The following is a 13568-nucleotide window of genomic DNA, read 5'->3' as shown; positions in this document are numbered from 1 at the left end:
ACAAAATGAAAATTGCTATTGTGACAGATAGTACAGCTTATTTACCCGAGCGCATTAAAGATCATCCGAATCTTTTTGTAATTCCCATCCCAGTCATTTTAGATGGAAAAATATACAACGAAGGCATTGACATTGAAGCAGATGAATATTATGCATTGCTAAATAATAGTAAAGAATTTCCGACGACTTCACAACCTGCTTTAGGAGAAGTGTTAGAGCTTTACAAATCAATCGCTGAACAAGGGTACGACACCATCATCAGCATTCATCTTTCTTCAGGAATCTCTGGTTTTGTTCATACATTGCACGGACTTACTGATGAAATCCCAGGCGTTGCTTTGTATCCATATGACTCAAAAATTACAAGTATGCCAATGGGACACATGGTAGAAGCTGCTTTAGATTTAACAGAAGAAAAAGCCAGCTTAGAAGAAATTTTTGCCAAATTAGATTTAATTCGTGACAATACGTATGCATATCTAATTGTAGAAGATCTGAACAACTTAGTTCGTGGCGGTCGCTTAACGAATGGCGCAGCCTTGATCGCTGGACTATTGAAGATTAAACCTATCTTGACTTTTGAAGATGGAAAGATTGTATTATTTGAAAAAATCCGTTCAACAAAGAAAGCTTTTGCTCGTGCAGAAAAGATTATTGGTGAACGAAACGCAGGGATTGAAGCACCAGTTAAACTGTATGTGATTCATGCCAATAACCGCATCGTTGCTGAAAAAGAACAAGCAAAATTACAAAAGCTATACCCAAATGCAGAAATTGAAATCGGTCATTTTGGTCCAGTTATCGGGAGCCACCTAGGGGAAAAAGCAATTGGTTTAGCGATTTCAGCTCAATAATAAAAGATGAGACAAAAGTAAACTACTTCTGTCTCATCTTTTATTCTATTATTTTGTCGTTTGCTGCTGTTACTCAGCCGAATACTTTTTGTTTATAAGAAAATGTAAAATTACTCCTTTTTATTAGAAAATATCTTGCAAATTAAGCAATTCCTTACAAAGTAATGTATACTAAGGAAGAGGAGACGGTTAAATGAAAAGAAATATAGCCTTGTTGCAAAGCGAAAAAATGAAAAAAGTTCAAGCTTTAGCAAACTACTACCAAGAATCAATTGACTTACCGCCTGGAAAAAACCGTGAGGCGGTTATCAAAAAGATTAACGAATCAAAAAAAGAAATTAAAGAAATAAATGATATATTAACAGATATTCAAAAGAAAAAGAAATAAAGGAGTCGTTTGTGATTATCGATGGATTTACGTTATTGCTATTTTTATTTGTCGTCGTTATGTATGGTTACTTTTACTTCGTACGTAAAAGTATTGTAATTCCGGCTGCAAAACATCCTACAACAAAATATTTAGTTGCTTTTTTTAGTTTAATGATTCTGGCCAATGCATTTTCGGCAGGAGATAAAATTGAAATGATTCGAAGTGTGTTATATATTTTGATTATCTTCAGTTTTCTTTACGATGCAAGAGGTTTTGCGGAGGACTGTATTATTACGCATCCTTTTGACAATCGGGGCACGACCTTTAAAGATATCGAAAAGATTGTCCTTGTTCAAAAGCCGAACGGTATTCGTTTAGGGTATTTAAAAAAAGGCAGAAGAGGGGTGGTTTTACGCTTTTCTGCGCCACTAGAAGAAATAGTTCTTTTTCTTTCAACACGGATGAATGAAGAGGCAGAAATTGATATTATTGTTAATGAAGATTAACCATGTTCAGCTCCTAGAAATCAGCTTTTCCCGCGTTAAGTTTTGTCTGAATTTCTTTTGAAAAAAAGAAAGCAATTTTGCTTGTACTTTTGGTAAAATTTGTTATAATTAGTCAGATTAAATTTTGGAAGGAAGTTGTTTCGGTGAGTGAAGAATTTGAAAAGTGTGTCGCTGACTTGAAAAAGAAATATCAAGCAATCCCTGAAGAAAAACGACAACACTTTGCAGAACGTATGCAAAAGAAAAATTTCTTACGCTACAAAAAAATTGAATTAATTAAAGGAGAACTTCTTCGTTTAGAAGCACGACGCGCTCAATTGGAACTTTGCGAACGCAGTTCTGAGTTAGAAGAAGTCGAAAAGAAAATTATTCTTAAAAAGAAAAAATTACTTAAATGTTTTGATCGGTAAGTCAATAAAAATTTAATATAGAAGGGAATGATAGGATGGAATTTACCTTTCTAATCATTGTTTTTGCACTGTCTATTACCTTCTCAAACATATTCAACCGGATTGTTCCCGTCATTCCGCTGCCAATTGTGCAAATTATTGTAGGCGTTCTAATTGGTTTAACTAAAATGGGGCAGGAAATTGAATTTGAGCCTGAAGTGTTTTTAGTAATGATTATTGCACCGCTTTTATTTAGAGAAGGGGAGCTAATCAATCTGAAAGCAATGATGAAAAATTTCGGGATGATTCTTTTCTTGGCCTTTTTTGGTGTGTTAATTACCTTAGTCGGAGTCGGCTGGACCCTGCATATGATTTTGCCTACTTTACCATTAGCCGCTTGCTTCGCTTTTGGAGCGGCTCTAGGGCCAACGGATGCGGTGGCGGTAGGTTCGTTATCAGGACGAATTGACATTCCTGAACGTTCGATGAACATTTTATCTGGTGAAGGGCTCATTAATGATGCATCAGGCGTTACAGCCTTTCAATTTGCGTTAGCGGCTTTATTAACGGGGTCATTTTCGCCGGTGGAAGCGGCAGGGACCTTGGTTATTTCCAGTATTGGTGGAGCGGTAGTCGGAATCGTGTTAGTTTTATTAAAACAGCAAATTGTTCATTTGCTTGAAACCGCAGTGGCAAAAGATGTTACAGGCTACTTGTTGATTGAATTACTCTTGCCATTTATTGCTTATTTAATTTCAGAGTTGATTGGCGTTTCTGGAATTATTGCTGCTGTGATTGCTGGAATTATGCAAGCATCTAGTTTGAAAAAAGTTTCGCTTTTTGAAGCAGAGCTGTCAAATGTTGGCGAAAGTATTTGGAGTATGATTGAGTTCACTTTAAATGCCTTAGTTTTCTTATTCTTAGGAATTGAACTTTCTCAAGTGTTTTCGCCAATTTGGATTGACCAACAATATTCAAACTGGTTCCTACTAATGGTTGTTCTAATTATTAGCGCCGTTGTCTTTTTGATTCGTTTCTTAGCCATTTTCAGTGTTTACACGCTTCAACATGGCCTTAAGAAAGTTAAAAACGCAATGAATGAAATGCTGATTTTAACTTTTGGCGGTGTTAAAGGAACAGTGAGTTTAGCCACCATCTTTATTTTGCCAACAGCGATTAACGGCGAGCATTTTAAAGAACGACCGTTATTACTATTCATTACGGCTTGTGTTATTTTGGTGACTCTGATTGGCGGGATTCTAGTTTTACCATTTTTAACTGATTCAGAGACGGAAGTGGAAAATGAAGAGTCAGTCGAAATTGATTTATTACGTGATGTCATTGATGTCTTAAAACAGCAAAATGAAGAGAATCCTCGTGGTGAAATGAATGCGGTCATTGAAAATTATCAAGATCGTTTAAAAGAATTGTATACCGAGCAGCTAAGTGCGGAACGAAAACAAGAAGTGCAAGAGTTGCGGACGTTAATTGTGTCCATTGAACGAGACGGCTTAGAAGAAAGTCTGAAACAAGGAGAAATTAGTGTCAGAAGTTATCGTATGTATCAACGCTTGATTACACGGATGCAACGGTCGATTGCCAAACAATTATTATCGATTGTAGGCTTTTGGTTATTATTTGCTCGACAAATCATTTCGATTCTTTTACATCCTAAGCTATTTTTCAATCGTGGTGAAGCTTCTGAAGAAGAAAAAGAATTACGAAATGAAGAACTAGAAAATATTCGCCAAGTTTTTCTAAGAAATTCTCAAGTTATTCTGAAGAGTTTAGATAATTTGCGCGGTGTCTATGATGATGATTTAATTGATTTCTTCATTGACGGACGCTTGGATTTAGCCCATAAGTTTGAAAAAGGCGAATTTATTGATTCGTATATTGTTCATACGGAGACAGACTATGTCAAAGACCTATTATTAGGCTTCCAAGAAGAACGACGGATGATTGATCATTACGAACAATCTGAACGCATTTCAATTATCGAAGCGAACGAGTTACGAAAAAATGTCAATTTATTAGAGAGTTATTCGATTAGCGGCGAAGTGAATAATGTTCCGCTGAAACGATTTGTTAAAAATTTTAATAAAGAATAAGTAATAGTGTATGAGATGAAACCAAGACGATTTTTATCTCATGCACTTTTTTTATAATCCAATTTTTGATACAATAAGCAAGACCAAAATAGAAGGAGTTGGTAGTGTCGGTGAAAGAATTAAAAGTAACAGATTTAACCAAAACATATGGGGAAAAAACACTATTTGATCATCTTTCTTTTTTGATTCATGAAAAAGATCGCATTGGTTTAATTGGGATTAACGGCACAGGGAAAACCAGTTTATTAAATATTATTGCTGGCGTAGATAGCGGTGATGGTGATCTTGCTGCGATTCAGCAGCCAAGTGATTATCAAATTGGGTACCTTTCCCAGAATCAAACATTTGACGAGAATATTACGATTGCAGAAGCCGTGTTTCAGGGAGACAGCCCGATCATAAAAGCAGTCAAAAATTATGAATTAGCGTTAGCTGCTTTAAGTGAGAATGGTTTAGACGAAGGGGTTCAAAGACGTTACACGCAAGCAGAAGAAGCCATGAATAAACAAGATGCTTGGACAGCAGATACCAATGCAAAAATTATTTTACAAAAATTAGGCATTCCCACATTGGAAAAGAAAATAGGTGAGCTTTCTGGTGGGCAGTTAAAACGAGTAAGCTTGGCGCAAGTCTTAATTGAAGCGCCCGATTTACTGTTATTGGATGAACCAACGAACCATCTGGATTATGAAACGATTGAATGGCTGGAAAACTTTTTAAATAACTATCGTGGCGCGGTTTTAATGGTGACCCATGACCGCTACTTTTTAGATCGAGTAACCAATCGGGTTTTCGAACTTTCTTTTGGAAAACTGTATGAATACAAAGGAAACTATGAAACGTATGTGATGGAAAAAGCCGAACGTGAACGTGTCGCTGTAGAACAAGAAGAAAAAAGAAAACGGCTCTTCAAACAAGAACTTGCGTGGATGCGAGCAGGCGTTCAAGCACGAGGAACGAAACAGCAAGCAAGAATTGATCGGTTTCAGGATTTAAAAGAAAACTTGCATCAGGTACAAACCAATGGCACCTTAGAAGCAGACTTTGCCACGCAGCGTTTAGGGAAAAAAGTTCTGGAAATCAAGGAAGGAAATTATGCCATTGATCATAAACAGCTTTTGAAAGACTTTAATTTACTCATTCAAGCAAACGATCGAATTGGCATTACTGGTAAAAATGGTGCAGGCAAATCCACATTATTAAATATTTTAGCTGGCCGCATTCCTTTAGAGAGTGGTCTATATAGTATCGGTGAAACCGTCCGAATTGGCTATTATACCCAGCAAAACGAAGAAATGGATCCTAATCAACGTATGATTGCTTATTTGCAAGAAGCAGCAGAAGAAGTGAAACGCAGTGATGGAAGCAGCGTTGGGGTCGCTGAAATGTTAGAGCGCTTTTTATTTCCTCGTTTTATGCATGGCACACTGATTGGCAAACTGTCTGGTGGAGAAAAACGCCGGTTATATCTCTTAAAATTATTAATTAGTCAGCCTAACGTGTTATTATTGGATGAGCCAACCAACGATTTGGACATTGATACGTTGACCATTTTAGAAGATTATATCCAAACGTTTAAAGGAGCGGTAATTGCGGTTTCTCATGACCGTTATTTCTTGGATAAAACAATGGATAAATTGTTAGTTTTTCAAGGAAATGGTCAGATCCTATCATTTTATGGCACGATGAGTGAATATTTGGCGAACCAAAAAGAACAAGAAAAGGTCAAAGAAAAACCGCTCAATAAACCAGTAAAAGAAGCATCGACAGAAAAGAAAGAAAAAACAAAGCTGACTTATATGGAACAAAAAGAGTGGGCAACAATTGAAGAAGACATCACACAATTAGAAACGAAATTAGAAACATTAACTGAAGAAATGAATCATCAGGGTGATGATTTTGTTCGTTTACAAGAATTGCAAGAAGCAGTAACAGCAACGGAACAATTGTTAGAAGAAAAAATGAATCGTTGGGAATACTTGAGTGAATACGCGGATTAAGAGACGGAGGGAATAAGATGGAAGAAGCATACTTAGCGCTAGGAAAAAAGATTTTAGAAGAAGGTCATTTTAAAGAAGACCGTACAGGAACTGGTACGTATAGTTTATTTGGCTATCAAATGCGTTTTGATTTGACCAAAGGATTTCCCTTACTAACAACCAAACGAGTACCGTTTGGCTTGATTAAAAGTGAGTTATTGTGGTTTTTAAAAGGCGACACGAATATTCGCTATTTGTTAGAGCGAAATAATCATATTTGGGATGAATGGGCGTTTGAACGTTACGTAAAAAGCGCAGATTATCAAGGACCAGACATGACGGATTTTGGGCATCGTGTCTTACAAGATCCAGCGTTTGCAGAACAATACAAAGAAGAACATCAAAAATTCTGTGATGCCATTTTAAATGATGCAGAGTTTGCAGAAAAATATGGTGAATTAGGGAATATTTATGGTGCGCAATGGCGTCACTGGGAAACCAAAGATGGTAGCTTTATCGATCAATTAGCTAATGTGATTGAAATGATTAAAACCAATCCTGATTCTCGCCGTTTAATTGTTTCTGCTTGGAATCCAGAAGATGTGCCTTCAATGGCGTTGCCGCCTTGTCACACTATGTTTCAATTTTATGTAAATGAAGGAAAATTAAGCTGTCAACTTTATCAGCGCAGTGCCGATGTTTTTTTAGGTGTTCCTTTTAACATTGCAAGCTATGCTTTATTGACACATCTAATTGCACATGAAACAGGTTTAGCAGTGGGCGAGTTTGTACACACGCTAGGAGATGCCCACTTATATCAAAATCATGTGGAGCAAATGCAAGAACAATTATCACGAGAAGTTCGTTCTTTCCCAACGCTCGTTTTGAATCCAGACAAGGCTTCTGTTTTTGATTTTGATATGGAAGATATTAAAGTAGAAGGCTATGACCCACATCCAACGATTAAAGCGCCGATTGCCGTATAAAAAAGGAGAGAGAAGCTATGTTAGCAGCCATTTGGGCCCAAGATGAACAAGGAGTGATTGGTAAAGAAGGCAAATTGCCTTGGCATTTACCCAACGACTTGAAATTTTTCAAGGAAAAAACAATTCATAATACATTGGTCTTAGGACGTGCAACTTTCGAAGGCATGGGATGTCGTCCGTTACCAAATCGAACAACGATTGTTCTTACCAGTAATCCGGATTACCAAGCTGAAGGCGTTTTGGTTATGCATTCCGTAGAGGAAATTCTTGCGTATGCTGACAAGTATGAAGGCGTGACCGTTATTGGTGGAGGTTCTGTCGTTTTTAAAGAACTGATTCCCGCATGCGATGTCTTATATCGGACAATGATTCATGAAACGTTTGAAGGCGACACTTTCTTTCCAGAAATCGACTGGTCTGTTTGGGAAAAAGTTGCCACTGTTCCCGGCGTCGTGGACGAGAAAAATCTCTATGCACATGACTATGAAACGTATCATCGAAACGATAAATAATAAAATGAAGGGAGGCATGAGCAATGCCGACATTGAAAGAAAAAATTATTCAAGAGAGTCAACGTTTAGGCATCGATAAAATCGGCTTTACTCATGCTGAACCATTTATTGAATTAGAAGATTCTCTACATGAACAACGAGAGCGAGGATATAACTCGGGGTTTGAACATCAAAATGTGGAAGAACGAATTTACCCAGAAAAAACGTTTGAGCATCCTAAAAGTATTATCTCCATTGCTTTAGCTTATCCCACCAAAGCTCAGGAAAAAATGCCTAGAGATGAAAAGCGTGGCCAATTTGCGCGAGCCTCTTGGGGAATTGATTATCATCACATTTTGCAGGATCGGTTGCAAAAATTAATTGCTTTTATTGAAGAGCAAGCTGCCACTGAAGCAGAAAAAGAACACTGGCGCTTTCGGCCACAAGTAGATACTGGCGAATATGTTGACACCGCTGTTGCTCAGCGGGCGGGTTTAGGATTCATTGGTAAAAATGGTCTACTGATTACCGAAGAATTTGGTTCCTTTGTATATTTAGGTGAGGTGACCACCAACATTCAGTTTGAACCAGATGAACCTGTTCCAAATGGTTGCGGTGATTGTACTCGTTGTATCACAGGGTGTCCTACAGGGGCTTTGTTAGGGGACGGTCGAATGAATGCTCAAAAATGTTTGTCTTATCAAACGCAAACAAAAGGCATGATGCCTGAAGAGTATCGGAAAAAAATGCGTAACGTCATTTATGGTTGCGACATTTGTCAGCTGGTTTGCCCTTATAATAAAGGAAAAGATTTTCATTTTCATGAAGAGATGGAACCAAAGATTGAAGAAGTCTATCCCAAATTGGCACCGTTATTAACTATTTCCAATAAAGAATTTAAACAGCAATTCGGACACTTAGCAGGCTCTTGGCGTGGTAAAAAACCATTGCAACGGAATGCTTTAATTGCGTTAGCGAATTTGGGCGGCCGTGAAGCTATCCCACAAATTATTCTCTGTTTAAATGATCAGCGTCCTGTCATTCGCGGAACAGCTGCTTGGTCGTTAGGTCAGCTCGCAAAAAGAGAACCCGAGCAAAGTTTAGAAGCTTTAAATTATCTACTTTCTGTAGAAACTGAAGAAGAGGTTATCGAGGAAGCCCAAAAGGCTATTCACTTGTTAACAAGCAAAAAAGGAAGCCGCTCAACGGAGTGACTTCCTTTTTTTATTAAATATGATTGCGATATAAACCAACAACTTTACCTAAAATTGTAACGTTATCTAAAAGAATAGGCGCTAATGCATCATTTTCAGGCTGCAAGCGGATATGATCTACTTCTCGGAAGAATCGTTTACAGGTTGCTTCATCTTCATCGGTCATTGCGATTACGATGTCGCCATTATTGGCATTCGATTGCTTACGAACAATCACTTGGTCGCCATCTAGAATACCTGCGTTAATCATACTTTCTCCTCGAATCGTCAACATAAATAAAGCATTTTCTTCTGTACGTAAATCAGGAGGTAACGGGAAGAAATCTGATGCTTCTTCCACCGCTAAAATTGGTTCACCAGCAGTTACGACACCTAACATCGGAATAGTTGTCGGTTGAATTCCGATCTTTTCCAAGCCTTCTGGTGTTAATTCGATTGCTCGCGGTTTTGTTGGGTCACGTAAGATTAGACCCTTTTTTTCAAGACGAGCTAAATGTCCGTGAACGGTAGAAGTTGAGGATAAATCAACAGCCTTCCCAATTTCGCGAACGGTTGGCGGATAACCCTTTAATTCGACTTGTTCGTATATATATTTAAGTACTTCTAATTGTCTTGTTTCTGTACGTTTCGCCAAAACCCGCACCTTCTTTCAATTGATAAAATTAGTGTACCATAAAATGCGAACGAAATCAAACAAGCGTTCGTGTTTTATAAATATCAGAATATAGTTGTTTTTTTAAGGCAGTTCTTATAATATAGACAGTGAGAGTAAGGAGGGATTTTGATGTTATCGAAAGAAAAAATTGCCCGTATAAATGAATTAGCGAATAAAGCAAAAGTGGAAGAACTTAGTGCGAAAGAAAAAGTCGAACAACAAGAATTACGTAAAGAGTATTTAGAAGCATTTCGTGGAGGGATGCGTCACCATATCGAAGGAATGAAGGTCGTGGATCAAGAAGGGACCGATGTGACTCCTGAAAAACTAAAACAAATTCAACGTGAAAAAGGACTTCACAACAGAAAGTAATTGCTTTCATTGTCGAAATAAGCTACACTATGAATAAAGGTAAAAAAAACCTAAATTAGGAGATGATTTTTTTGTTTGACAAGACAGATCAATTGGGCGTTAATACAATCCGGACATTAAGTATTGAAGCCGTACAAAAAGCGAACTCAGGACATCCTGGTTTACCAATGGGTGCTGCCCCAATGGCGTATGCACTTTGGACAAAACATTTAAAGGTGAACCCAACAACTTCTAGAAACTGGGTTGATCGTGATCGTTTTGTACTTTCAGCAGGCCACGGCTCTGCAATGTTGTACAGCTTATTACATCTATCAGGATACAACGTAACAATTGACGATTTGAAAAATTTCCGTCAATGGGATAGTAAAACACCAGGGCATCCAGAAGTGCACCACACAGATGGTGTTGAAGCAACAACAGGACCTCTAGGACAAGGGATTGCTATGGCTGTTGGTATGGCAATGGCTGAAGCGCATTTAGCTGCAACTTATAATCGTGATAGTTTCCCTATTATGGATCATTATACGTACGCAATTTGTGGTGACGGCGATTTAATGGAAGGTGTTTCTCAAGAAGCAAGTTCAATGGCTGGTCATATGAAATTAGGTAAATTAATTGTCTTGTACGATTCAAATGACATCTCATTAGATGGACCAACTTCTAAAGCCTTTACTGAAAATGTTGGGGCTCGTTATGAAGCATACGGATGGCAACATATTTTAGTTAAAGACGGCAATGATTTAGATGAAATAGAGGCTGCGATTGAAGCGGCTAAAGCTGAAACAGATAAACCAACACTGATTGAAGTTAAAACAGTCATTGGTTACGGAGCACCAAAAGAAGGAACATCTTCCGTTCACGGCGCGCCAATTGGTGAAGAGGGCATTACAGCGGCTAAAGCTGTTTATGGTTGGGAATACCCTGACTTTACTGTGCCAGAGGAAGTCGCTGCTCGTTTTAAAGAAACGATGATTGACGAAGGCCAAAAAGCTGAAGAGGCTTGGAATGAGATGTTTAAGAACTATGAACATGCGCATCCAGAATTAGCCAAACAATTTAAAGAGGCTTTTGCCAACCAATTACCTGAAGGTTGGGAACAAGAATTACCTAAATATGAACTAGGAACAAGTGCCGCAAGTCGTGTAACAAGTAAAGAAACGATTCAAGCTATTTCAAAAGTTGTTCCAAGTTTCTGGGGCGGTTCAGCTGATTTATCAGCCTCAAATAATACAATGGTTGCTGCAGAAAAAGATTTCGAACCTGGTCAATACGAAGGCCGTAATATTTGGTTTGGTGTTCGCGAATTTGCAATGGCTGCAGCAATGAACGGGATTCAATTACACGGTGGTAGCCATGTTTATGGCGGGACATTCTTCGTCTTTACTGACTACTTACGTCCAGCAATCCGTTTAGCCGCTTTACAAAAAGTTCCTGTAACTTACGTCTTAACGCATGACTCTGTTGCGGTGGGTGAAGATGGACCAACACACGAACCAATTGAGCAATTAGCAAGTGTTCGTTGCATTCCAAATGTTCATGTGATTCGTCCAGCTGACGGCAATGAAACGGTTGCTGCTTGGAAAATTGCTATGACTTCTACGGAAACACCAACTATTTTAGTTCTAAGTCGTCAAAACTTACCTGTTTTAGAAGGAACGTTAGAACACGCTTCTGATTCTGTTCAAAAAGGTGCTTATGTATTGTCACCACAAAAAGGTGAACAACCAGCAGGGATTTTAATTGCGACTGGTTCTGAAGTAAATCTAGCAGTGGAAGCACAAGCGAAATTAGCGGAAGAAGGCATCGATGTATCTGTCGTGTCAATGCCAAGTTTTGATTTATTTGAAAAACAATCTGCTGAATATAAAGAAAGTGTGTTACCTAAAGCTGTGACAAAACGTGTGGCGATTGAAGCTGCAGCAAGCTTTGGTTGGGAACGCTATGTAGGAACAGAAGGCAAAACAATCACAATTGATCACTTCGGCGCTTCTGCACCTGGCGGTCTAGTTCTTGAAAAATTCGGCTTTACTCCTGAAAATGTGGTTAATACCTATAAATCACTATAAATAAAGATTAAAAAACTTGAATGCTTGTGATAGCATTCAGGTTTTTTTGCTTCATTTCTTTTTGGGAGCAAAGAGCATAAAGTGAAAAAATAATGCGAACAATTGGAACCCAATACCAGTTAAAGTAACACCAGACCAACCATAGTTTTGCCACATTAATGTACCAATCAATGAACCCAGTGAACCGCCGATGAAATAGAAAAACATAAAGACGGTATTGTTACGATTGCTGGCTTCTTCTCCCAAATTTTGGACGCGTGTTTGATTGGCTACTTGCCCAAATTGAGTACCGATATCTAAAACAATAATTGCTAAGATTAGTAAGACCACATGTGTTCCACCTAGAAAAAGTAAGATAAAACTACCGAACTGCATCAACAGGCCAATCAAAACAATCTTCCGTTCTGGATAATAATCGGATAGACGACCAATGATAGGTGCTACAAAAGCCCCTGATAACCCAAAAATAGCTAGAATACCGACTTCTTTCGGTCCCCAATAATAAGCTGGACTACTAACAAAGAAAATTAATGTAGACCAAAAGATTGAAAAGGTTGCAAACATAAAAAAGCCATTGACAGTTGCTTCTCTTAACAAAGGTTGCGATTTGATTAGCTTAGGAAGACTTTTCAAAGAACCCAAATAAGTTAATCGATTTGAAGTTTGAGTATGTATCACTGTTTTGGGCAATTTTAATTGGAGTAGAACAACCAATGCTAACACGAATATTACGGCGATTAGGTAGACTGTTCGCCAAGAAGCTGCACTAGCAATGAAACCCGAGATAGTTCGAGACAATAAAATTCCTGTCAATAGTCCGCCCAGCATTCGACCTGTTACTTTACCACGGTTCGCTGGCCCCGCCATGACCGCTGCATAAGGAATAATAATTTGGGCGACAATAGAGAGCAACCCAATAAAAAAAGAAGAGAGTGCAAACAGGAGAAAACTTGGGGCAAAAAATGCAGCACTTAGAGACAGCGAGGAGAGCGCGGCTACTCGAATGATTAATTTGCGACGATCAACGACATCGCCTAATGGAACAAGAAAAAGTAAGCCTAGCGCATACCCTAATTGGGTCAGCATAGTAACAAAACCAATAGAACCAATACTGACTTGAAAGGCCTGAGCAATTTGGGTGCCAATTGGTTGAATATAATACATATTGGCGACCACGACCCCGCAAGTTAACGCTAATAAAAACGTCACTTGATTTGTTAAACCCGATTGTTGTTTCTTCATCTAACCACCTACATTTCTATGTAATTCATTTTGTAATACAACAACTACTCGGCAATAGTTGTTTTGACTACAAAAACAGACTTCTCTTATAAAGTTTGTTCAAAAAGTGACAAGTCCATTAAAAAGTTTATCACAATAAATAAAGAAAAGTAAGAGGATAAATAACAAAAATCTCATCAAAATGAAAAGAAGAAGTGGTTATTTTCACAAGTGTGAAGAGGGTTAATTAAATACAAACAAGATTTCAATTACATTACAGAAATTTTAAAACTCAAAATTTAATACGTTTATTTCTTGTTTCAATAGGAAATTAACGGTAAAATAGAAAAGTGA

At 38.0% G+C, this 13568-nt stretch carries 13 protein-coding genes; 11 read left to right on the top strand and 2 right to left on the bottom strand.

The window, feature by feature from the left end:
• The first annotated feature begins 5 nt into the window (after nt 1-5).
• From IGL80_RS07565 to queG, 9 genes are all read left to right on the top strand, one after another.
• Nucleotides 6-854 carry a DegV family protein gene (locus IGL80_RS07565; protein WP_002404316.1) on the top strand — a complete coding sequence of 283 codons (849 nt, stop codon included), beginning with the start codon at nt 6-8 and terminating at the stop codon, nt 852-854.
• 193 nt (nt 855-1047) lie between these two features.
• Nucleotides 1048-1242 carry a hypothetical protein gene (locus tag IGL80_RS07560; RefSeq protein WP_002357574.1) on the top strand — a complete coding sequence of 65 codons (195 nt, stop codon included), beginning with the start codon at nt 1048-1050 and terminating at the stop codon, nt 1240-1242.
• An 11-nt stretch (nt 1243-1253) separates the two neighbouring features.
• Nucleotides 1254-1730 carry a hypothetical protein gene (locus IGL80_RS07555; RefSeq protein ID WP_002360311.1) on the top strand — a complete coding sequence of 159 codons (477 nt, stop codon included), beginning with the start codon at nt 1254-1256 and terminating at the stop codon, nt 1728-1730.
• A gap of 77 nt (nt 1731-1807) precedes the next feature.
• Complete coding sequence (locus IGL80_RS07550; RefSeq protein ID WP_002357572.1) at nt 1808-2140, top strand: ACP phosphodiesterase; 333 nt, start codon at nt 1808-1810, stop codon at nt 2138-2140.
• 35 nt (nt 2141-2175) lie between these two features.
• Nucleotides 2176-4230 (top strand): cation:proton antiporter, encoded by a 2055-nt coding sequence (locus tag IGL80_RS07545; RefSeq protein WP_002360309.1) that lies wholly within the window; start codon nt 2176-2178, stop codon nt 4228-4230.
• A 110-nt stretch (nt 4231-4340) separates the two neighbouring features.
• Nucleotides 4341-6230 (top strand): ABC-F family ATP-binding cassette domain-containing protein, encoded by a 1890-nt coding sequence (locus IGL80_RS07540; RefSeq protein ID WP_002360306.1) that lies wholly within the window; start codon nt 4341-4343, stop codon nt 6228-6230.
• Between the two features lie 17 nt (nt 6231-6247).
• Complete coding sequence (locus tag IGL80_RS07535; RefSeq protein ID WP_002360304.1) at nt 6248-7195, top strand: thymidylate synthase; 948 nt, start codon at nt 6248-6250, stop codon at nt 7193-7195.
• A gap of 17 nt (nt 7196-7212) precedes the next feature.
• Nucleotides 7213-7707 (top strand): trimethoprim-sensitive dihydrofolate reductase, encoded by a 495-nt coding sequence (gene dfr / locus IGL80_RS07530; protein WP_002360302.1) that lies wholly within the window; start codon nt 7213-7215, stop codon nt 7705-7707.
• 23 nt (nt 7708-7730) lie between these two features.
• Complete coding sequence (gene queG / locus IGL80_RS07525; protein WP_002366694.1) at nt 7731-8900, top strand: tRNA epoxyqueuosine(34) reductase QueG; 1170 nt, start codon at nt 7731-7733, stop codon at nt 8898-8900.
• A gap of 13 nt (nt 8901-8913) precedes the next feature.
• On the opposite strand, the gene lexA is transcribed toward queG, so the two are convergent.
• The gene (gene lexA / locus IGL80_RS07520) at nt 8914-9534 is read right to left on the bottom strand and encodes a transcriptional repressor LexA (RefSeq protein ID WP_002357566.1); all 621 of its coding nucleotides are present in this window, start codon (nt 9532-9534) and stop codon (nt 8914-8916) included.
• Between the two features lie 150 nt (nt 9535-9684).
• Here lexA and IGL80_RS07515 point away from each other — a divergent pair, with 150 nt between their 5' ends.
• Both IGL80_RS07515 and tkt read left to right on the top strand, forming a co-directional pair.
• Entirely contained in the window at nt 9685-9927 is a 243-nt protein-coding gene (locus IGL80_RS07515; RefSeq protein ID WP_002384502.1) for a DUF896 family protein, read from the top strand.
• Between the two features lie 71 nt (nt 9928-9998).
• Entirely contained in the window at nt 9999-11993 is a 1995-nt protein-coding gene (gene tkt, locus IGL80_RS07510) for a transketolase (protein ID WP_002360299.1), read from the top strand.
• 51 nt (nt 11994-12044) lie between these two features.
• Here the strand turns inward: tkt and IGL80_RS07505 are convergent, their stop codons facing one another.
• Nucleotides 12045-13235, bottom strand: a complete 1191-nt coding sequence (locus tag IGL80_RS07505; protein ID WP_002357563.1) for an MFS transporter — start codon at nt 13233-13235, stop codon at nt 12045-12047.
• Nucleotides 13236-13568: the final 333 nt, after the last annotated feature.

It is taken from the genome of Enterococcus sp. DIV2467a, from assembly GCF_050532945.1.
In the GTDB taxonomy this organism is placed as follows: domain Bacteria; phylum Bacillota; class Bacilli; order Lactobacillales; family Enterococcaceae; genus Enterococcus; species Enterococcus faecalis.
The sequence above is the reverse complement of the archived record's forward strand: the minus strand, read 5'-3'. Positions and strand labels throughout refer to the sequence as shown.

What these genes read in the sequence shown, in the direction of transcription:
- IGL80_RS07565 (WP_002404316.1), top strand. Translation starts at nt 6, where the DNA reads ATGAAAATTGCTATTGTGACAGATAGTACAGCTTATTTACCCGAGCGC.
- IGL80_RS07560 (WP_002357574.1), top strand. Translation starts at nt 1,048, where the DNA reads ATGAAAAGAAATATAGCCTTGTTGCAAAGCGAAAAAATGAAAAAAGTT.
- IGL80_RS07545 (WP_002360309.1), top strand. Translation starts at nt 2,176, where the DNA reads ATGGAATTTACCTTTCTAATCATTGTTTTTGCACTGTCTATTACCTTC.
- IGL80_RS07535 (WP_002360304.1), top strand. Translation starts at nt 6,248, where the DNA reads ATGGAAGAAGCATACTTAGCGCTAGGAAAAAAGATTTTAGAAGAAGGT.
- dfr (WP_002360302.1), top strand. Translation starts at nt 7,213, where the DNA reads ATGTTAGCAGCCATTTGGGCCCAAGATGAACAAGGAGTGATTGGTAAA.
- queG (WP_002366694.1), top strand. Translation starts at nt 7,731, where the DNA reads ATGCCGACATTGAAAGAAAAAATTATTCAAGAGAGTCAACGTTTAGGC.
- IGL80_RS07515 (WP_002384502.1), top strand. Translation starts at nt 9,685, where the DNA reads ATGTTATCGAAAGAAAAAATTGCCCGTATAAATGAATTAGCGAATAAA.
- IGL80_RS07505 (WP_002357563.1), bottom strand. Translation starts at nt 13,235, where the DNA reads ATGAAGAAACAACAATCGGGTTTAACAAATCAAGTGACGTTTTTATTA.